The following is a 20,993-nucleotide window of genomic DNA, read 5'->3' as shown; positions in this document are numbered from 1 at the left end:
GTTATAGTTTCCTGTCGGTTATATGGTTTTCAGTTTTTAACAACATTAAAACTCTTCCCATTCGTCGCTGCTATCACTTTTGAGCTTACTCGAAGATAATAAAGCAGGGGCTGCTACAGTTTTTTGCGTTGTTGCCCTTACTGGTGGTGCTACAAACGCCTTACTATGCCCGGATGACTTAGACATTGCCGAAACAGCCTTTGAATTGACTCTAAAAAAGCTAAGCAACTGGGTCATATTGGTAGACTGTTCACTCATAGCAATGCTACCTGCGGCGGCCTGTTCTGCCAAAGCCGCATTCTGCTGAGTAATGTCATCCATCTGGGAAACAGCCTGATTGACTTGTTCGATACCCGCTGATTGCTCTGAACTGGCGCTGGCAATATGGGCCACAATGTCGCCAACTTTCGCAACGCTTTCGACAATTTCAGTGAGCGCGGCCCCCGTCTCATTTACGAAAGCCGTTCCGGCACGGACTTTTTGCACGCTGTTCTGGATCAGCTCATTACTTTGCTGAGCCGCAGTTGCGCTACGTTGAGCCAAGTTGCGCACTTCTGTCGCCACAACCGAAAAGCCGCGCCCCTGCTCTCCCGCCCTGGCAGCTTCTACAGATGCGTTTAATGCCAACAGATTAGTTTGAAATGCAATTTCATCAATTACACCAATAATCTCAGCAATTTTATTGCTGCTCTCATTAATTTCCTGCATTGCTGCGATAGCTGAATTAACTACGCCTCCGCCTTTTTGGGCCAATTGACTTGCTAAATTCACAACCTCCGTTGCTTGAACTGTGTTCTGTGCATTATTTTTTACAGTACTGGCAAGCTCTTCCATGCTGGCAGCCGTTTCCTCAAGGCTAGCCGCTTGTTGCTCAGCTCGATGTGACAGGTTGTTATTACCGCTGGCCATTTCTTGTGATGAACTGTCTATAAAATCCGCAGCATCTCTGATTTGAATGATAAATTCACTGAGCTTTGCCAAGGTGCCATTAATATTACTCTTGCATTCAGCGTAGACACCTTGGTATTCGTTAGTAATAGCCGTAGTCAAATCGCCTTCAGCCATATTTTCCATTACTCTGTTAATATCGCTAAATACACTTTCAATGACATCGGTTAACTCATTGATGCCAACCGACAGCGCTTTCGTGAATCCCTGTTTGTCGTTTAGTTTTATCCGGGTACTTAAATCACCGGCTTTAACCCCTTGCACCAACCGATCAATTTCCTGCTCAATTAAAACCTCATGAGTTCTATCCTGCCATTCAGCAACATAACCAATACGTTCGCCATCGCTATTCACGGGACTAGCGATAATACTCATATGCCGACCGCCAATGACCAACTCCGCTTTGACTGATTCTTGTGCTTTTTGCAATACCCCGCTTCTAACTGTAGAGTGATACAAATCAACATTTGAACCCATCATCTTATCGGCGGAAAAATCAGGTAGTTCTTTGCGAAGATCACTTTCCGCTGCTTTGAACATCCTCTGAACACTGTCATTCATATAAATGATTTCAAAATTCTTGTTCGCTACCATGACAGGGGACTGCACATTATCCAGAGCCTGAGTGATACGTTTGGATTCTGCAAGGCCTTGCTTAAAATCAGCTAAATCCACGCCCAACTTGACTTCCATACAATACAAGCCACGTAAAAAATCGCCTAACTGATCTTCTCGTTTCAAGTTAACCTTGTTTCCGAAGCTGCCACTGCTCAGCCGATAACAAATAGTGATCGCTGTTTCCAGCGTATCGGTTATTACTCGAGTCATGTTAATGCTAAGTGCAGATGCTATCGCGGCTAACAAACCGACGCCTGCTAATAAGGCATACTCCCCGGTCAAAAATAATCGATACATCAAAAAAAAGATAGGCAGCAAAAAAGCGGCTACTGCAAAAGCATTTTTCTTCCCTATTGCAATTTCTCCTATAGACTTAGCTATTATTGCTAAACCTGTCGGCTTTAATTTTACTTCACCGGCGTTAATTTTTTTGTACAACAACTCGGCAGCTGGAATTCGGTCACGTTTTGGAGGATGTCGAACAGAAAGATACTCATAGACCTTTCCATCTTTAAATAACGGCATAGCATTGGCCTCGACCCAGTAATAGTCGCCGTTTTTACATCTGTTCTTTACCAGTCCTTGCCAAGGCCTAAGTTGTTTTAAGGTTGCCCATAAATCTTCATAAGCCTCCGCAGGCATGTCAGGATGGCGAACAATGTTATGTTCCGCTCCCATCAACTCATCACGGGTAAATCCGCTGGTTTCAACAAATGCATCATTAACGTAAGTAATACGACCCATTAAATCGGTTCTCGAAACCAGGATCGCACCTTTTTTCAGAATCACCTCGTTATTAGTTACAGGCATATTAATCTTCACGCTAACTTACCTCTCAAACCATGCAAAATACATTTATCCACCCAGGATACTTGAAAACCATTAATTTTCATCCTGATCCAGCTCTTCCAGTTTCAGTAACTTATCCACATCAAGCAACATCACCATGCGTTCATTAACCGATACCAGTCCATTAATGAATTCATTACTTACCTTAGCCCCAAAGTCTGGGGCACTTTGAATTTCAGTTTTATCTACACTAATTACATCAGAGACGGAATCGACAACAACACCCATTATACGTGTCTTGTTGCTGTCGCCGGTTTGCAACACCACAACAACTGTTAATGGCGTATATTCAGCTTTGCTTAAGTTAAACCTTTCTCTCAAATCCAGAATCGGAACAATGGAGCCGCGTAGATTAACGACGCCTTTTTCGTAACAAGGAACATTAGGTATTCTGGACACGGGCTCCCAACTTCGTATTTCCTGCACTCGAAGAATATCAACGCCATATTCTTCCTTGCCTAAAGCAAAACTCAGATATTGCACTGCGTTATCCAGATTTTTACTATAGTGATATTGGTCAGTATCTTTATTTTCAGCTTCTTGTGCCATATCTGCTTCTATCTATTATCTTATCGAGTTGAAAAACGCACCAAACCTGGAACATCAAGAATCAGCGCAACAGAACCGTCACCCAAAATAGTTGCCCCTGAAACGCCTTCCACTCGCCGGTAATTTGCTTCCAATGATTTAATAACAACCTGTTGTTGGCCTAATAATTCATCTACGAGTAAGCAACAAAGCTCCCCCTGTCCTTCAACAACCACAAGAACTCCCTCCTTTGACTTCGTTGGATTGCCAGAATGGACATTAAAAATTTCTCGCATTCTGATAACAGGTAAATATTCATTGCGCAGACGAAAAGTCTCCCCTTTACCTGCTACCTTGTTTAACATTCTTTCCGTAATGTTAATCGATTCAATAATGGAGACTAACGGTACAATATAAGTCTCGTCTCCCACAGCAACGGATTGGCCGTCAAGAATAGCCAAGGTTAGCGGTAAATGGATCGCAATCGTTGTGCCTTTACCCAGCTCTGAAATAATTTCTATATTACCGCCCAATGACTGGATGTTTCTTCTTACGACATCCATGCCTACACCGCGACCGGAAATATCGGTGAGCTGTTCAGCCGTAGAAAAACCAGGCATAAAGATCAATTCGAATATCTGTTTTTCTGTCAGTAAGTTATTCTCTTCAATCAAACCTTTTTCTATGGCTTTTGCCAGCAGCTTATCTTTATTTAATCCACGACCATCGTCGATGATTTCTATAACGATGTGACCGCCTCGATGATAGGCCTTCAACTCTATAGTTCCTGTTTCAGGCTTACCTGCTGCGACTCTGTCAGCAGGCATTTCTATACCGTGATCCAGACTATTTCTAATTAAATGAACCAACGGGTCATTGATCAGCTCAACGACGGCTTTATCGACTTCGGTATTTTCTCCGACAAGTTTCAGCACAATTTTCTTATCTAATTTACTGCTGATGTCATGTACTAAACGCGGGAAGCGGCTAAAAACGAAGCTAATAGGCAGCATCCGAATATTCATGACGCTTTGTTGTAGATCTCGAGTGTGGCGTTCTAACTGGGCTAGCCCTCTTTTAAGTTGGCCAACTTTATCCATACTAAAGTTTTCACCCACTAAACCCAACATTGATTGGGTAATCACAACTTCACCAACCATATTGATCAAAGTATCGATTTTATCGGTATCCACCCGAATTGAGCTGGCTTTTGCTGTGGTTTTTGCCGCTTCATTGTCATTATCCTGAACTTCCGGTTTTTTGGCCTCTTGAACTGGCTTAGATTTGACCTCAACGGGCTTAGGAACGGGATTATTGGATATGGTTACGGCAGGTTCAGGATGGGATTCTTGTACAGCAGGAGCGGATTTTACGATTTTGGTTTTAGCAAGCGGCTCAATCTCCATTTCACAATCGCCTTCAACCCAATTAAATATTTCCTTGATTTCATCGCCCGAAATATCTCCGACAACTTTTAAATCCCAAGAAATATTACATTCCTCTGGATCTAACTCATAAAAACCTGGAATATCCTGAATATTAGCAATAGTTGTTAATTCACCTAGCTCATTCAGCTCTCGAAACAGTCTTACAGGATCATTGCCGGTTTTAAGCAAATCCAAATAGGGGCAAAAAGCTATTTTCCAGCCCTGCTCTTCTAATTCAACGGATTCTTCTTCCGCAATATCAGGGACGATGTTGACGGCAACAGATTCTTTCGCTAATTCCTGCCCAACAGGAATGGGGGCCGATTCTTCTGTCATAGAACCGCCGTTAAGAACAACTTCCAACGCTTTTTTATGCTTGGCTACGCTAGCGTTATTAACGTCCTGTTCATTCTGTATCGCAGTCAGCATCTCTCTGAGGCAATCAACAGATCCAAGTAAAACATCTACTGCCGGCTGGGTTACTTTCCTACGCCCATCTCGCATTTCATCAAGCAAGGTTTCCATAATATGGGTGTATTCAGCAACTACGGTAAAACCAAAAGTTCCACTGCCACCCTTGATCGAATGCGCCCCCCTGAAAATGGTATTGATTATTTCCGAATCAATATCTCCCATATCGAGAGTTAACAATCCTGATTCCATTGCTTCCAGGCCTTCGAAACATTCTTCAAAAAAGACCTGATGGAATTGTGACATATCAATAGACATAGACTTACCTGTGTGCGCCTAAATTCATTTAAATAAGATTAACAATAACCCAAAACACTTTCTTTATTGATCCTCGTCTGGATAAATACTTAAATCATTTATCTAAACATTTCAAATAAAGCTTTTCCAACTGGGCGTATTGAGACATAAACTGCCCTGCATGCACCTAACACACTTAGGCACGATAGCGTATCAACTACCCTAAAACTTTCAGTAATGTTTTTAATAATTGATCAGGATTAAAAGGCTTAACCATCCACCCTGTTGCCCCGGCAGCTTTACCTTCTTGCTTTTTTTCGATCCCAGATTCAGTTGTCAGCATCAGCATGGGAATAAATTTATAATCCGGGAGTGCGCGCAGATCTCTAATTAAAGTGATTCCGTCTTTGTTTGGCATATTGACATCAGTTACCACACAATCAAACTTTCTAGCCTGGGCTTTTTCTAAAGCATCAACTCCATCCACAGCTTCTTCGACATCGTACCCAGCAGCTCTTAAAGTAAATGAAACCATTTTTCTCATTGAAGCTGAATCGTCAACTGCAAGAATACTTGCCATTGTTTTCTCCATTAATCTCTAAATTTTCAAAGCAAAAACCTGTGCGAATATTACAGCGCCTACGTCTGGTCAAGTATAGTCTAATTTTTTTCTGTATCGCACTTCTCAACATCGAAACTTAATTTATTCATTTTCATTGTAACAAACAAAAAAACACCCCACTAGAGAAAATCCCTAGCAGGGTATATTTGGTGCCGATGGCCGGATTTGAACCGGCACAACTTTCGTTACCACCCCCTCAAGATGGCGTGTCTACCAATTTCACCACATCGGCTAAAACATGATCGTAAAGATACTATTCAATGCACACTGTTTTAATTATTCTTTATTTAATATTTACTTACACGATAAACAGTATTTGTTACTTTTTCTCAGCTGCTTGTTCAGAAACCGCGGGAGCTGCAACAGGCACTTCTTCGGACTTAGGTTCAGGCACAGGAGAGGTATTGGCAGCACCTTTTACCCCACTCACATCAGGAATACCAAGCGCATCCTGATCAACTTTAGGCGCATTCATTAAATCATAAGCTGCACCCTGCTTACCATTCAATACTGCCAGACCTAAACTGGTCATAAAAAACAAAGTTGCCAGAATTGCCGTAGCTCGAGATAAAAAGGATGCCGCACCCTGAGCGCCAAAAACAGAACCTGAAGACCCCGTACCAAAAGCAGCACCCGCATCAGCTCCCTTACCTTGTTGCATTAATATCAGTCCAACAACACCTAAACCCAACAGCACATGAACAACAATAATTACCTGATACATAATAAATCTAGATTGAATGATAAATCTTTAAAAAGGATTCCGCATCCAACGAAGCCCCGCCAATTAAACCGCCATCAATATCCGGCATAGCAAACAAGCCTTTTGCGTTATCCGGTTTTGCACTGCCGCCATACAAAATTTGTATTTGATCCGCAATAGCCTGATCTTTGGCGGCAATATACTTTCTTATGTACTGATGAACTTCTTGAGCCTGTTCATCAGTAGCCGTTTTTCCTGTTCCTATTGCCCAAACAGGCTCGTAGGCGATCACTGCCGCACCAAAAGCCGCTATACCCGCCAAGCTAATAACCGCATCAAGTTGAGCATCGATTACCGCAAAGGTTTGATCTTGTTCGCGTTGTTCCAGCGTTTCGCCTACGCACAGAACAGGAATAATGTTTTGCTCTTGCGCCTGACAAAAACGCGCAGCTACCGACTCGTTTGTATCACCGTAATAACTGCGTCTTTCTGAGTGTCCTACCAGAGCGTATTTGCAATTGAATTCACTTAGCATCGCCGCCGAAATCTCTCCGGTAAACGCGCCCGAAGGTTTATCGGCAACGTTTTGCGCGCCCAATGCCAATGCGGTACCCTTAACCAATTCACTTATCTTAGGCACATGCACATAAGGAACGCACACTGCGATATCCGCACTATTCTCCCCTAACCCGGCAACAATACCTTTTACAAGCAACTCAGCACTGGCAAGAGTTCCATTCATCTTCCAATTTCCCATAACTAGAGACCGACGCATCACCACTCCTCACATAGAATCAAACCGCTTATGATATATATTAATAGCCCCCAATTCAAGCTCCCATTGCTTTCTTAACGTCCTCTGCTATTTGATGGGCGTAATTTTTAACCGAGTCTTCCTGCCGTCCTTCCACCATTATGCGAATTAACGGCTCTGTTCCCGAAGCCCTAAGCAACACGCGCCCAGTATCTCCGAGTTTCTTCTCGACCGCTTTCACCGATTTTTGTATTCCCTCATCTTCAGCCGGATTTATTTTCTTGTTAGTCTTTACGTTTACCAGGACTTGCGGATATTTCTCCATGCCGGATTTCAATTCATGTAAATTTTTACCGCTACTTTGCATTTCCGCCATAATCTGTAAAGCAGCAATAATGCCATCGCCCGTTGTTGTCTTATCCAGACAAATGATATGCCCGGAATTTTCGCCGCCTAAAATCCCCTTATGCTCCGCCAACATTTCCATGACGTACCGATCCCCCACATTCGCCCTTAGCAGATCGATTCCCAGCTTCTTCAAGCCATGCTCCATACCCAGGTTTGTCATTAGCGTACCTACGACAGGCCCGGACATTAGCCCCTCATCTAATCGTGCTTTGGCAATAATATAAATAAGCTCGTCACCATCAACAATTTCACCCTTATGATCGACCATGACCAATCGATCACCATCACCGTCCAGAGCAATACCAAAATCTGCACGGTAAGCTAAAACCGTTGCCGCAAGCTTCTCGGGCTTGGTTGCACCGCACTCATCGTTTATATTAAGACCGTCCGGTTCAGCCCCAATCGTAACAACTTCCGCACCCACTTCGCTAAACACATGCGGAGCTATATGATACGTTGCTCCATGAGCGCAATCGACTATGATCCTCATGCCGCTAAAATCCAACCGAGTCGGCACACTGGCCTTGCAAAACTCAATATAGCGCCCTGCGGCATCAACCAAGCGCTTCGCCTTGCCCAATTTTGACGACTCTACCGTCGTCATTGGCGAATCAATATGCCGCTCTATTTTTCTCTCTATTTTATCCGGCAGTTTCGTTCCCTGTACCGAGAAAAACTTGACCCCATTGTCGTAATAGTGATTATGAGAGGCGCTGATAACAATACCTGCCTGCGCCCTTAAAGTACGCGTTAAATAGGCTATCCCCGGCGTCGGCATCGGGCCTAACAAGCGGGTATCGACTCCCGCAGCGGTTAAACCGGCCTCCAGCGCAGACTCAAACATATACCCGGAAATACGCGTATCCTTACCAACAAGAACAAAGCCATGCCCTTCGCTCGCAAACACGCGACCGGCGGCCCAGCCCAATTTCAAGAAAAAATCCGCCGTTATTGGATGTTCGCCCACCCGGCCCCTGATGCCATCAGTCCCAAAATATTTCTTTGTCACAATTCTAAAACCTAAAAACAGATGAAAAATAAAACGCGAAAGCTAAAAAGCCCTACTTGCCATACAGGTACTTATAAGGCGCACAAAAAAAGGAGAGACATTACATCTCTCCTTTAGCGTCAACTCTTCAAGCTCTCAATTTTGCTCAGCAGTTCCGCCACACAATTTCTCATTTTTTGCGTCGTCTTTACTCTTAACATCATCGACTACGACATCGCCATGAGAAGGGGGCTTATCATCCCAGCCCTGCGGATCTCTTACAGGCTTGCGGGCCATCAAATCCTCAATTTGATATTTATCGATAGTTTCATATTTCATTAACGCTTCTGCCATAGCATGCAGAATATCGATATTTTCCTTCAAAATTGTTTCGGCACGCTCATAATTCCGGTCAATAAAAGAACGGATTTCTTCATCGATAGTATGAGAAGTTTCTTCGGCAACCGTTTTATGTTGCGTCACCGACCGCCCCAAAAAGACTTCGCCTTCTTCTTCACTATATGACAACGGCCCCAAACGCTGAGAAAAGCCCCACTTAGTCACCATATTTCGAGCCAATTCAGTAGCCCGTTCAATATCGTTCGACGCGCCGGTGCTCACCTGCTCAGAACCAAAAACCACTTCCTCGGCGATGCGACCGCCATACAAACTGGAAATCATACTGTCCAATTTTTGCTTGCTGGCACTGTACTGATCCCGTTCAGGCAGAAACATGGTAATACCCAACGCACGACCCCTAGGCATAATACTAACCTTGTAGACTGGATCATGTTCAGGAACCAATCTGCCGACTATGGCATGCCCCGCTTCATGATAAGCGGTCATTTTCTTTTCTTTCTCATTCATGACCATAGACGTTCTTTCAACGCCCATGATCAATTTATCCTTGGCTTTTTCCAGATCGGCCATATTGACCACCCGCTTATTCATTCTGGCGGCGAATAAAGCGGCTTCATTGATCAAATTAGCCAAATCAGCCCCGGAAAAACCCGGTGTACCTTGCGCAATATATTTAACCTCAACATCGTCAGCAATCGGCACTTTTTTGACATGTACATTAAGAATCTGCTCACGCCCCCTGACATCCGGCAAACCTACCGTTACCTGACGGTCAAACCGGCCCGGACGCAATAACGCTTTATCCAGTACATCGGGACGGTTTGTTGCCGCAATGACGATAATGCCCTCATTGCCCTCGAAACCATCCATTTCAACCAGCAATTGGTTTAACGTTTGTTCGCGCTCGTCATTACCGCCACCCAAACCGGCTCCGCGCTGGCGACCGACGGCATCGATCTCATCAATAAAAATGATGCAGGGCGCATGTTTTTTGGCTTGCTCAAACATGTCGCGTACACGGGATGCACCGACACCGACAAACATTTCAACAAAATCCGAGCCGGAAATTGTAAAAAACGGCACTTTCGCTTCGCCGGCGATAGCCCTGGCCAACAAGGTTTTTCCTGTTCCCGGAGGGCCGATCATCAACGCGCCGCGAGGAATTTTACCGCCCAGCTTTTGGTATTTCGCCGGATCCTTAAGGAAATCGACCATCTCGACAACTTCTTCCTTAGCTTCATCACAACCGGCTACATCAGCAAAAGTCACTTTGATCTGATCTTCTTCAAGCATGCGGGCTTTGCTTTTACCGAAATTCATTGCGCCGCGACCGCCACCAGCGCCGCCCTGCATTTGCCGCATGAAGAAAACCCAAACCGCAATCAGCAATAACATTGGTCCAAAAGAAACCAGCAACTGCATCAGCATAGAAGGCTGCTCGGGCGGAACGGCCTTGATTTCAACGCCGTTCGCCAGCAAATCATCGACCATATGCGGATCCGATGGTGCGTAAGTCTTAAATATCTGCCCGCCCTGCATCTTTCCTTTGATGATATTGTCTTCAATCATCACCTGCTGAACCTGGCCCGCTTTGACCGACTCGATAAATTGCGAATACGACATCGACGAATCAGACCGGTCATTTTGCGGGCCAAAATTATTAAAAACGGACATCAATACAACTGCAATGACGACCCATAGGATTATATTTTTTATCATATCGTTCAATTTACACATCCTGGGCCTGATCGGCTCTCGATTTAAAAACTGAGTAATTATATCAGGAGTTAACTTTCCTGACTGTCGTTATTTATCTGGCATTCACCAGCAGATAATACCTAGCTTACACTGTTCTACATATAATAGTGCTACAAAAGACTATTTAAAGCCTTTAGCTAAAATATAAACTTCATTACTTCGAGGCCTTGACGCTTTCGGCTTTCTGATCGCCACTTTGGCAAAGGATTGTTGAACCTCCTTAAAAAACGCCTCAAAGCCGGCACCGTGAAATAACTTCACCAGAAAAACACCGTCTTTAGTCAATACAGTCTTGGCCGTTTCTAAAGCCAACTCCCCCAAATAAATAGCGCTGGGCTGATCTACCCCCTTATTGCCACTCATATTCGGCGCCATATCCGACATCACCAGATTAACCGGCACACCATCCAGAACAGCATACAATTGATCCAGAACGGCTTGTTCACGAAAATCGCCCTGTATAAAATCGACACCCTCAAGCGGCTCCATCGGTAAAATATCCAACGCAATAATCTTGTTTTTTTTACCGACAATCGGCCGCGCAAACTGCGACCATCCACCCGGGGCAGCGCCCAAATCGATAATATTCATCCCCGGCTTAATCAACTGGTCTTTATCCTGAATTTCCTTCAATTTAAAAACCGCACGCGAACGATAGCCCTGTGCTTGCGCCATTTTGACGTATTCGTCGGCGAAATGCTCCTGCATCCAGCGACTACTGCTTTTACTTCGTCCCATAATTATATTTTTAGTGTAAAATTCAGGCTTTTGATTTAGGAATAAAGAGTGAACTCTGCAGACAAGAAAAAACTTCGAGCCCAAGCGCACAGCTTAAAGCCCGTCATTATGATTGGTCAATCAGGACTTACGGCGGCCGTGCTGGCAGAGATTGAATTGGCGCTTGACAGCCACGAACTGATTAAAGTGCGAATACGCGCTGAAAGGGAAGATCGCAAACTAATCAGCGAAAAAATCTGCACTGACACCGGAGCCGAGCTTATCCAAAGTATCGGACAAATTGCAGTTATTTACAGACTAAACCCTGATAAATAAGTTAGGCGCAAGGTTCAAGGAGAAAGATACAAGGCCTTCTCCTCTTGAACCTTGAACCTTGAACCTTGAACCTCAAATATACTGAATCGAAAGAATTTCGTAGTCGACATCGCCGCCCGGCGTCTTAACCGTCACAACATCTTCAACTTCTTTACCGATTAAAGCTCTGGCAATCGGCGAGCCGATTGAAATACGCCCTTCCTTGATATTGGCCTCATCTTCTCCAACAATCTGGTACGTCACCTTTCTCTCGGATTCAATATCCTCTATTTCTACTGTAGCGCCAAACACGACCTTTCCATTGGCATCAACCTTGGTAACGTCAATAATTTGCGCATTGGAAAGTTTGCCCTCAATCTCGGAAATACGTCCCTCGGTAAAGCTTTGCTGCTCTTTCGCGGCATGATATTCGGCGTTTTCTTTCAAATCACCGTGCTCTCGTGCAGTGGCAATCGACGCTATGATACGCGGACGCACAACCGACTTTAACTCTTCCAATTCTGCACGTAATTTTTCCGCACCTTTGACGGTGAGCGGTACTTTATTCATTTTTAAAACTCCAATAATTATTTTGTAGACTAAGGGCGAAAGGCGAAATTCGCCGCTCTTTTAGCCTTTCGCCTTGCACCTTTCGTCTTAAATCAAACTCTTATGCAGACCCTGCAAGCTATTCACATCGCCCGCGTCCAACTCACCCAATGCGTAACAAGCCGCTCTTGCACCGGCCATCGTCGTGTAATACGTTACGCGATGCTGCAAAGCCTCTCTGCGCATGGTGAATGAATCGGAAATCGCTTTTGCGCCTTCTGTCGTATTAATAATCAGTTGAACCTGATCGTTCTTAATCATATCAACCGTGTTAGGCCGCCCCTCGTTAACCTTGTAGACCACTTCGCAAGGAATGCCCGCGTCCTTAAGATACTTTGCCGTGCCGCCGGTGGCGACAATTTCGTATTTCTTGTCAACCAGCATTCTGGCAACATCGGGCGCCTTGGCTTTATCCGCATCACGAATACTGATCAGCACCTTGCCGCTGTGATTCAAATTGACGCCGGCAGCGCGCTGAGACTTGGCAAAAGCCTCACCGAAGGTTTTACCCACCCCCATCACTTCACCGGTCGATTTCATTTCAGGCCCCAACAAAGGATCGACGCCTGGGAATTTAACAAACGGGAACACCGCTTCTTTAACCGAATAGTAACCGGGAATGCGTTCCTTGGTAATACCTTGTTGCGCCAAAGTTTGCCCAACCATGCAGCGCGCCGCAATCTTAGCCAGCGGGTAACCGGTTGCCTTGGATACAAAAGGTGCGGTACGCGAGGCCCTTGGATTAACTTCAAGCACATAAATATCCTCACCCTGGATCGCAAACTGGGTATTCATCAAACCCACGACTCCCAGAGCCTCGGCCATTTTAGCCACTTGTTCGCGCAATTTATCCTGGATATGCTGAGCTAATTCATACGGAGGCAGCGAACATGCCGAATCGCCCGAATGCACGCCGGCCTGCTCAATATGCTCCATCAAGCCGCCGATCAATACCTGCTCCCCGTCATAAATAGCATCGACATCCATTTCGACCGCATCGTCAAGGAAACGATCCAGCAACACCGGCGAATCGTTGGACACACTGACCGCTTCTTTCATATAACGCTGCAAACCCTCTTCATTGAAGACGATCTCCATGGCCCGGCCGCCCAAAACATAAGACGGTCTTACAACCAGCGGATAACCCAACTCTCTTGCCGCATTAATCGCCTGCTCGACGGAACGGGCCGTTGCATTCGGCGGCTGTCTTAGATCCAGTCTTTCCAGTAATTTTTGAAAACGCTCACGGTCTTCGGCCAAATCGATCGAGTCAGGCGATGTACCGATAATAGGCACGCCCGCAGCTTCCAATGCGCGCGCCAGTTTCAGCGGCGTTTGCCCGCCGTATTGCACAATCACGCCTTTGGGCTTTTCAAGATGCACGATTTCCAGTACATCTTCCAGCGTTAACGACTCGAAATACAAACGATCCGAGGTGTCAAAATCGGTAGAAACCGTTTCAGGATTGCAATTGATCATGATGGTTTCATAGCCGTCTTCACGCAAAGCCAGTGCGGCATGCACGCAGCAGTAATCGAACTCGATCCCCTGCCCGATACGGTTAGGCCCGCCACCCAGAATAATGATTTTTTCCTTATCGGAAACCCGCGCTTCGCATTCTTGCTCATAAGTTGAATACAAATAAGCCGTGTCGGATGAAAACTCCGCCGCGCAGGAATCGATGCGTTTATAAACCGGACGAATATTCTGTTTATGCCGCACATTGCGCACCTCGGATTCGGACGTATCCAGCAACTTGGCCAATCTGAGATCGGAAAAGCCTTTGCGCTTTAATTTATACAGCTCCCCTGCTTTCAAGGTCGACAAAGTTTTAGTCGATAATGACTTTTCAGTAATCACCAAGTCTTCAACCTGCGCTAAAAACCAGGGATCGATTTTACTGGCTTCATGCACGTCTTCCAGACTCATGCCGCTACGGAATGCATCGGCGACATAGAGCAAACGATCCGGCCCCGGATGGCGCATTTCACGCTGCATTTTTTCCCGGGCATCTTCCCGGTTCAAATCGATAATTTCATCAAGGCCGCTGATGCCGATTTCCAAGCCGCGCAAGGCTTTTTGCAGTGATTCCTGAAAAGTACGGCCAATCGCCATGACTTCGCCGACGGATTTCATCTGCGTGGTCAAACGGTCATCCGCCTGAGGGAACTTTTCAAAAGTAAACCGTGGAACCTTGGTGACCACATAATCAATAGTCGGCTCGAACGATGCCGGTGTTGCGCCGCCGGTGATCTCGTTTTTCAATTCATCGAGCGTGTAACCGACCGCCAGTTTCGCCGCCACTTTGGCAATCGGGAAACCGGTTGCTTTGGACGCCAACGCAGACGAACGCGATACGCGCGGATTCATCTCGATAACAATCAAGCGGCCGTCTTTCGGATTAATCGCGACCTGTACGTTGGAGCCGCCGGTATCGACGCCAATCTCGCGCAACACCGCCAGAGAGACATTCCGCAGAATCTGGTATTCCTTATCGGTCAAAGTTTGTGCCGGCGCTACGGTGATCGAATCGCCGGTATGCACGCCCATCGGGTCGAAGTTTTCAATGGAACAAACAATGATGCAATTGTCTTTCGAATCGCGCACTACTTCCATTTCGTATTCTTTCCAGCCCAGCACCGACTCTTCAATCAATAACTCGTTGGTTGGCGACAAATACAGACCGCGCTCGCAAATTTCAACAAACTCTTCCTTGTTGTAAGCAATACCGCCGCCGCTGCCGCCCATCGTGAATGAGGGACGGATAACCGTCGGATAGCCCACTTCCTGCTGCGCGGCCATTGCCTCTTCCATCGAATGCGCGGTTTTTGATCTCGCCACTTCATAGCCGATTTTCCGCATCGCCTGATTGAACAATTCACGGTCTTCGGCTTTGTTAATCGCTTCTTTGGTAGCGCCGATCATCTCGACGCCGTATTTTTCCAAAACGCCGTTGGCATCAAGATCCAACGCGCAGTTCAACGCAGTTTGTCCGCCCATGGTCGGCAATATCGCGTCGGGGCGTTCTTTGGCGATGATTTTTTCTACGGTTTGCCAGTCGATAGGCTCGATATAGGTCGCATCGGCCATCTCCGGGTCGGTCATAATCGTCGCCGGATTGGAATTGACCAGAATAACGCGATAACCTTCTTCCCGAAGCGCTTTACAGGCTTGCGTGCCTGAATAATCAAACTCGCAAGCCTGACCAATAACAATGGGACCTGCGCCCAGTAATAAAATCGATTTTATGTCGGTTCTTTTTGGCATTTTGTATGAGTTACCATTTATGTTGCTGTTACTTGTGCAGGATGGGCTAAACAAATTTCAGCCCATCAATCGCGAACGATGGGCCTCATCCTAGGCAATTGCTCCTGCATCCATGCAGTCGTCAGCCCACTTTACGAAACCAGGATACTACGAAGCTTGTTCCATCATCTCGATGAAATCATCGAATAAAGACTCCACATCATGAGGACCTGGACTTGCTTCGGGGTGGCCTTGAAAGCTCATAGCCGGGCAGTCCGTCCGTTTGATACCCTGCAAACTGCCGTCGAACAATGAGCGGTAAGTCGCTACTAAATTATCGGGCAGACTGGCTTCGTTGGCCGCAAAGCCGTGATTCTGGCTACTGATCATGACCCGGCCCGTGGCTATTTCCTGAACCGGATGATTGGCGCCATGATGACCGAACTTCATTTTCTCGGTTTTTGCGCCGCTGGCTAAAGCCAATAACTGATGTCCCAGACAAATGCCGAACACCGGAACTTTTTTCTCCAGTATCGCTTTAATAGCCTCTATCGCATAAGTACACGGCTCAGGATCGCCGGGACCATTAGACAGGAAAACGCCGTCTGGATTCATCGCCAATACTGTTTCAGCTGGCGTTGTTGCAGGAACAACAGTGATGCGGCAACCGCGATTGGCCAATAATCTCAGAATATTGCGTTTAATACCGAAGTCATAAGCCACAACGTGCTTGGTCAGATTTTCGGCTGGCTTATGACCATGCTGCAAATGCCAGACATCTTCAGTCCATTCATAGGACTGAGCAACGGTGACTTCCTTAGCCAAATCCATCCCTTTCAAACCTGGAAAGCCTTCGATGGCTTTTTTCGCAACGTCCAAGTCGACCGATTCGCCCGCCATAATGCAGCCGCGTTGCGCGCCTTTGTCACGCAAAAGCCGGGTTAATTGCCGGGTATCGACATCGGCAATAGCGACGACGTTATTATCGATCAAATATTGCTGCAAGGTTCTTTCGCTACGCCAGTTGCTGGCCAACAACGGCAAATCCCTGATCACCAAACCGCTGGCAAAAACGCCGACTGACTCGTCATCTTCGCCAGTCGTCCCGACATTGCCGATATGGGGATAGGTTAACGTCACAATTTGCCGGGCATAAGAAGGATCGCTCAAAATCTCCTGATACCCGGTCATAGCCGTATTAAAAACAACCTCGCCCACGGAACATCCATCTGCACCAATGGCTACACCGTTAAAAACCGTTCCATCTTCCAAAACCAATAAAGCAGACCTAGTCAAACACGTCACCTCAAATGTGCAAAACGGGATGAACCCTTAAGGACTCATCCCGTTGTAAAAAAACAAAACTGGGGTAATTTTACGAGATTATGCGGTTTGGGTCATTAACAATTTTTTTTAAACCCAAGACATGCTACAGATTCTGTACAGAATATTCATCCCGTACAGAACATTTAAGATAATCAATTTTATCCATGACTCAAAACGTGGAGACGGGGTTACAAAGCCCGTCCCGCTCCGTAGAGTAATGTTGAAGATAAGGTTCGTCCATCATTCACAATTGATGGGCGTCGGATCTCAGCTCATCCTATCTTGCTACTCAAGCAAACGGCGTATCTGCTGGAAAAGAAAATTTCGCCCCTCCGGTGAATTGACAATTTGCCCTGTCGCCTTAACGTATCTATTGCTGGTAACCCGCGCCCATATACCTTTCGGATAAACCCGAGCGCTTTTCTTAAACTCTTCAAATTCCCTTTGAATACTTTCTAGCTGCTGTTTTGTCAACGAATAGCTCTCTCTAAGCTCCGAAATTTCGGCGAAGAGTTTGTCAAACTGTGAATCTACTCGTTCCATCTCCTCTTCAGTAAAGAACGCAGATGGGTCATCAATCAACGTGTTGATGTCTTCGTCGAGTTTCCTTCTGAATTCCTCCAGCGGATCAATTTTCGGTGCGAGCGCATAGAGGTCAGAGCGAATGTTGTCGCACCACTTGGGAATTAATTCAAGGAGTCCCCCGGGGTTGTCAATTTCAGACTCGTCGTCAGTCTTATATCGTCCGGGAACTTCCCGAACGATATAAGCAGTGTACTTGACGGACTCGGTGCGAGAACTTAAGTCGTAGTTGTGTTTTACAGTAACCTGGTTTTGCTTCCCTTCTTCAGAGAGCATCAAGAAATACTCAGGTTTGTGAAGGAAGGTAATTTTGGTCAGAATACGATCTGACTCCGGAAACTCAATTCTGAAGTCCTCCTTCGTAAATCGTGACTTGCCCAGGGCCTCCAGGATGTCACTTATGACAGACGGTTTCAATTGCGACATGCGATCTCCCTATAGGCATAACATGATATATATGACACCGATGGTTTTATAAAAAACCTAATTTCTCGTATATTTTTCATAAGTTCATCGTGTGATTATTTTGATTAAGCAAATAAATTATACATCTATACGACACCATCACCTTTATACCCACCGATTATCCCGAGTTTCCCGCATCAAATACACAGCAAGCAGGCTAAGCGCCGCAGCCAACGAGACATAGCCGCCGACCCATGCCAGTCCGCCTTCTGCAACCAGTCGTTGCGCGATATAGGGTGCGAACGAAGCACCTAGTATGCCGCCCAAATTGTAGGCGGTTCCCGCACCGGTATAGCGTACTTTAGAGGGGAACAGCTCCGGCAGCAAGGCTCCCATCGGCGCGAAGGTGGCTCCCATCAGGAACAGCTCCAAGGACAGGAAGGCGGTAATCAGCAACGGGGAGCCGCTTTCCAACATCGGCTTTAACAGGAAACCGGACAGGAATGCTAAGCTTCCGGCAACCAGTAAAACGGGCCGCCGTCCGAACCGGTCGCCTGCCCGCGCCGATAGCGGTGTGGCCGCAGCCATAAACAACACGGCCACGCATAGCATGCCGAGAAATTGCTGCCGCGGGATTTGCAGCGTGGTGGTGCCGTAGCTCAGGGAAAACACGGTTGAAATATAGAACAGCGCATAGCACACGACCATCGCCATTGCCCCCAGAAACAACGGAGCGAGATGAGATTTAACTATATCCCGAAGCGGCAAGCCGACCTGCTGGTGCTGCTGTAACACCTTGGCAAATACCGGCGTTTCGGCCAAGGCCAGACGCACATACAAACCGATCACGACCAAAACCGAACTGGCAAGAAACGGGAGCCGCCAGCCCCAGTCTTTAAACTCTTGCTCGGTCAGTAATTCAGCCAGCAGCAAAAAGCTGCCGGTCGCCAACAGAAACCCCACCGGCGGCCCCAACTGGGGAAACATACCGTACCAGCCGCGCTTTCCGGCCGGGGCGTTCTCGGTCGCCAGCAGCGCCGCGCCGCCCCATTCTCCGCCCAAGCCGATGCCTTGACCGAAACGCAACAGGCACAGCAATGCCGGAGCCCATGCGCCGATCGCGTCGTATCCCGGCAACAAGCCGATCAATGTAGTGGAGACGCCCATGACCAGTAGCGATGCGACCAAGGTTGTTTTGCGCCCGATGCGGTCGCCGAAATGCCCGAACAGCGCCGCGCCCAAAGGCCGGGTCAGAAAGGCTACGGCAAAGGTGAGGAAAGAACTGAGCGCTTGGGTTGTCGGATTGCCGCCGGGGAAAAATACCGGGCCGATAACCAAGGCTGCGGCCATGCCGTAGATATAAAAATCGTAGAACTCGATGGCGGTGCCGATGAAGCTGGCTAAGGCGATGCGGAAGACTGAGGGGGAGGTGTTTTTTGTCATGTAAATATGCCCGCTCAAGTTTTGGATCGGCGCTACGAACACTCGTGTAGGGCGTGCCCTACCGCATTAGTTCAATTTAATCCAATCTTCCAGCGCCTCGATAATGGCTTTCGCCTGATCCTTACTGGAAATGTTGAACTTCGATTTTTGCTTGTATTCACCATTCTGCTTCTGGTAACGGCGAATGGTGTATTTATCAGGGCCGTATTCTTCTTTAGCGCGGTTCCAATCCTGGTAACGGTACATAACCGTAGCCCATGCACCTTTGGTCAGCACTTTTTTATCCAGCTCCTTGACTGTCTCAATGCCGCCGTCTTCGTATGTTACCGTCAATTCGTCTACTGTTTCAGCCATGTTAACTCCAGGTAATTAGGCAACAGCCGTTCAAGCGAACGGGTGTTCCAGGATAATTGTTTCGTCTCTATCGGGGCCTGTTGACAGAATGGCAATCTTAACGCCGACCAGCTCTTCGATTCTCTTGATATAGGCTTTGGCGTTATCCGGTAGCGCGTCAAAATCGGTCACACCGGCAGTCGTACCCGTCCAACCCGGCATGTCTTCAATAATCGCGTGACATTCTTCGTATTGATCCGCGCCTAAAGGCGCCGTTTCGGTAACGGTGCCGTTAAGCCGGTAAGCCGTGCAAATGCCGACCCTTTCCAGACCGTCAAGCACATCCAGTTTGGTTAGACAAATACCACTCAGGCTGTTCATTTTTGCAGACTTGCGCATGGAGACCGCATCAAACCAGCCGGTGCGGCGTTTGCGTCCGGTGGTGGCGCCAAACTCATGCCCGACAGTACCCAAATGATCGCCGTTCGCATCATGCAATTCGGTCGGGAAAGGGCCGTTGCCCACGCGCGTCGAATAGGCTTTGGTAATGCCCAGCACGTAATCGAGATCAAGCGGCCCGATGCCGGTGCCGGTCGCGGCGCCGCCAGCCGTAGTGCTGGATGAAGTCACATAAGGAAAAGTGCCGTGATCTATATCGAGCAGCGCACCTTGTGCGCCTTCAAACAACAGGTTTTTGCCTTGATCCTGGTATTTGTATAAAACCTCGCTGACATCGGTCAACATCGGCTTGATTTGTTCGCCCAGTTTCAGCATTTCATCCAGGCCTTTTTGATAATCGATAGCCTCGACATGATAGTAATTGGTCAGCATGAAGTTGTGGTATTCGACCAATTCCTTAAACCGTTCCGCAAATACCGCAGGATTTAAAAAGTCTCCCGCGCGCAGGCCGCGTCTTGCCGCCTTGTCTTCATACGCCGGCCCTATGCCGCGGCCGGTCGTGCCGATCGCCTTGCTGCCGCGGGCTATTTCGCGCGCCTGGTCAATCGCGACATGAACCGGCAATATCAATGTACAGGCTTCGCTGATCAGCAAGCGGTTTCTAACCGGAATACCGGCTTTTTCGAGTAATTCGATTTCTTCCAACAGAGCGTTGGGCGATAAAACCACGCCATTGCCGATCATGCACTCGACATTTTCCCGAAGAATACCGGACGGAATAAGATGCAAAACCGTCTTTTCCCCCTGTATAACCAACGTGTGCCCCGCATTATGGCCGCCCTGAAACCGGATGACGGCTTCCGCCTGCTCCGTCAACAGATCAACCAGTTTACCTTTTCCTTCGTCACCCCATTGGGTACCGATGACAACGACATTTTTTCCCATGA

Annotated in this window: 17 protein-coding genes and 1 tRNA gene; 1 reads left to right on the top strand and 17 read right to left on the bottom strand. The window is 47.1% G+C overall.

The window, feature by feature from the left end:
- Window positions 1–45 precede the first annotated feature (45 nt).
- The 10 genes from B0F88_RS03150 to rlmE all read right to left on the bottom strand — a co-directional run bounded on the left by B0F88_RS03150 (window position 46) and on the right by rlmE (window position 11,412).
- On the bottom strand, window positions 46–2,388 hold the full coding sequence (locus B0F88_RS03150; RefSeq protein WP_104422491.1) for a methyl-accepting chemotaxis protein: 2,343 nt from the start codon (window positions 2,386–2,388) through the stop codon (window positions 46–48).
- 60 nt (window positions 2,389–2,448) lie between these two features.
- Window positions 2,449–2,964: a chemotaxis protein CheW gene (locus B0F88_RS03145; protein ID WP_104422490.1), complete on the bottom strand. Its 516-nt coding sequence runs from the start codon at window positions 2,962–2,964 to the stop codon at window positions 2,449–2,451.
- Between the two features lie 20 nt (window positions 2,965–2,984).
- Entirely contained in the window at window positions 2,985–5,099 is a 2,115-nt protein-coding gene (locus B0F88_RS03140) for a chemotaxis protein CheA (protein ID WP_104422489.1), read from the bottom strand.
- A 196-nt stretch (window positions 5,100–5,295) separates the two neighbouring features.
- A complete protein-coding gene (locus B0F88_RS03135) occupies window positions 5,296–5,658 on the bottom strand; it encodes a response regulator (RefSeq protein ID WP_006892323.1) in 363 nt (120 codons plus the stop codon).
- Window positions 5,659–5,847: 189 nt separating this feature from the next.
- A tRNA-Leu gene (locus tag B0F88_RS03130) sits at window positions 5,848–5,932 on the bottom strand.
- An 87-nt stretch (window positions 5,933–6,019) separates the two neighbouring features.
- On the bottom strand, window positions 6,020–6,424 hold the full coding sequence (gene secG, locus B0F88_RS03125) for a preprotein translocase subunit SecG (RefSeq protein WP_104422488.1): 405 nt from the start codon (window positions 6,422–6,424) through the stop codon (window positions 6,020–6,022).
- Between the two features lie 7 nt (window positions 6,425–6,431).
- Entirely contained in the window at window positions 6,432–7,178 is a 747-nt protein-coding gene (gene tpiA / locus B0F88_RS03120; protein ID WP_104422487.1) for a triose-phosphate isomerase, read from the bottom strand.
- 55 nt (window positions 7,179–7,233) lie between these two features.
- The gene (gene glmM / locus B0F88_RS03115; RefSeq protein WP_104422486.1) at window positions 7,234–8,574 is read right to left on the bottom strand and encodes a phosphoglucosamine mutase; all 1,341 of its coding nucleotides are present in this window, start codon (window positions 8,572–8,574) and stop codon (window positions 7,234–7,236) included.
- Between the two features lie 135 nt (window positions 8,575–8,709).
- Window positions 8,710–10,632, bottom strand: coding sequence for an ATP-dependent zinc metalloprotease FtsH (ftsH, locus tag B0F88_RS03110; RefSeq protein ID WP_308471987.1), 1,923 nt, complete (start codon window positions 10,630–10,632; stop codon window positions 8,710–8,712).
- Window positions 10,633–10,791: 159 nt separating this feature from the next.
- Window positions 10,792–11,412 (bottom strand): 23S rRNA (uridine(2552)-2'-O)-methyltransferase RlmE, encoded by a 621-nt coding sequence (rlmE, locus tag B0F88_RS03105; protein WP_219820771.1) that lies wholly within the window; start codon window positions 11,410–11,412, stop codon window positions 10,792–10,794.
- 45 nt (window positions 11,413–11,457) lie between these two features.
- On the opposite strand from rlmE, the gene yhbY reads away from it, so the two are divergent.
- Window positions 11,458–11,724 (top strand): ribosome assembly RNA-binding protein YhbY, encoded by a 267-nt coding sequence (yhbY, locus tag B0F88_RS03100; protein WP_104422484.1) that lies wholly within the window; start codon window positions 11,458–11,460, stop codon window positions 11,722–11,724.
- Window positions 11,725–11,796: 72 nt separating this feature from the next.
- Here the strand turns inward: yhbY and greA are convergent, their stop codons facing one another.
- The 7 genes from greA to B0F88_RS03065 form a co-directional block, all read right to left on the bottom strand.
- Entirely contained in the window at window positions 11,797–12,273 is a 477-nt protein-coding gene (gene greA / locus B0F88_RS03095; protein ID WP_104422483.1) for a transcription elongation factor GreA, read from the bottom strand.
- An 87-nt stretch (window positions 12,274–12,360) separates the two neighbouring features.
- On the bottom strand, window positions 12,361–15,579 hold the full coding sequence (gene carB / locus B0F88_RS03090) for a carbamoyl-phosphate synthase large subunit (RefSeq protein ID WP_104422482.1): 3,219 nt from the start codon (window positions 15,577–15,579) through the stop codon (window positions 12,361–12,363).
- Window positions 15,580–15,726: 147 nt separating this feature from the next.
- Window positions 15,727–16,854 carry a glutamine-hydrolyzing carbamoyl-phosphate synthase small subunit gene (carA, locus tag B0F88_RS03085; protein ID WP_104422481.1) on the bottom strand — a complete coding sequence of 376 codons (1,128 nt, stop codon included), beginning with the start codon at window positions 16,852–16,854 and terminating at the stop codon, window positions 15,727–15,729.
- Between the two features lie 315 nt (window positions 16,855–17,169).
- Window positions 17,170–17,892 (bottom strand): hypothetical protein, encoded by a 723-nt coding sequence (locus tag B0F88_RS03080; RefSeq protein WP_104422480.1) that lies wholly within the window; start codon window positions 17,890–17,892, stop codon window positions 17,170–17,172.
- 144 nt (window positions 17,893–18,036) lie between these two features.
- Entirely contained in the window at window positions 18,037–19,314 is a 1,278-nt protein-coding gene (locus B0F88_RS03075; RefSeq protein ID WP_104422479.1) for an MFS transporter, read from the bottom strand.
- A gap of 66 nt (window positions 19,315–19,380) precedes the next feature.
- Window positions 19,381–19,668, bottom strand: a complete 288-nt coding sequence (locus B0F88_RS03070) for a hypothetical protein (protein WP_104422478.1) — start codon at window positions 19,666–19,668, stop codon at window positions 19,381–19,383.
- A 30-nt stretch (window positions 19,669–19,698) separates the two neighbouring features.
- Window positions 19,699–20,991: an adenylosuccinate synthase gene (locus tag B0F88_RS03065; protein ID WP_104422477.1), complete on the bottom strand. Its 1,293-nt coding sequence runs from the start codon at window positions 20,989–20,991 to the stop codon at window positions 19,699–19,701.
- Between the last annotated feature and the right edge of the window lie 2 nt (window positions 20,992–20,993).

The sequence above is a fragment of the Methylobacter tundripaludum genome, assembly GCF_002934365.1.
Lineage (GTDB): Bacteria > Pseudomonadota > Gammaproteobacteria > Methylococcales > Methylomonadaceae > Methylobacter_A > Methylobacter_A tundripaludum_A.
This window is presented reverse-complemented; position numbering and strand designations above follow the sequence as displayed.

Coding starts and splice junctions, on each gene's coding strand:
- ftsH (WP_308471987.1), bottom strand. CDS start 10,632: ATGATAAAAAATATAATCCTATGGGTCGTCATTGCAGTTGTATTGATG.
- B0F88_RS03145 (WP_104422490.1), bottom strand. CDS start 2,964: ATGGCACAAGAAGCTGAAAATAAAGATACTGACCAATATCACTATAGT.
- B0F88_RS03140 (WP_104422489.1), bottom strand. CDS start 5,099: ATGTCTATTGATATGTCACAATTCCATCAGGTCTTTTTTGAAGAATGT.
- B0F88_RS03075 (WP_104422479.1), bottom strand. CDS start 19,314: ATGACAAAAAACACCTCCCCCTCAGTCTTCCGCATCGCCTTAGCCAGC.
- B0F88_RS03080 (WP_104422480.1), bottom strand. CDS start 17,892: ATGTCGCAATTGAAACCGTCTGTCATAAGTGACATCCTGGAGGCCCTG.
- carB (WP_104422482.1), bottom strand. CDS start 15,579: ATGCCAAAAAGAACCGACATAAAATCGATTTTATTACTGGGCGCAGGT.
- B0F88_RS03135 (WP_006892323.1), bottom strand. CDS start 5,658: ATGGCAAGTATTCTTGCAGTTGACGATTCAGCTTCAATGAGAAAAATG.
- secG (WP_104422488.1), bottom strand. CDS start 6,424: ATGTATCAGGTAATTATTGTTGTTCATGTGCTGTTGGGTTTAGGTGTT.
- tpiA (WP_104422487.1), bottom strand. CDS start 7,178: ATGCGTCGGTCTCTAGTTATGGGAAATTGGAAGATGAATGGAACTCTT.
- greA (WP_104422483.1), bottom strand. CDS start 12,273: ATGAATAAAGTACCGCTCACCGTCAAAGGTGCGGAAAAATTACGTGCA.
- B0F88_RS03065 (WP_104422477.1), bottom strand. CDS start 20,991: ATGGGAAAAAATGTCGTTGTCATCGGTACCCAATGGGGTGACGAAGGA.
- B0F88_RS03070 (WP_104422478.1), bottom strand. CDS start 19,668: ATGGCTGAAACAGTAGACGAATTGACGGTAACATACGAAGACGGCGGC.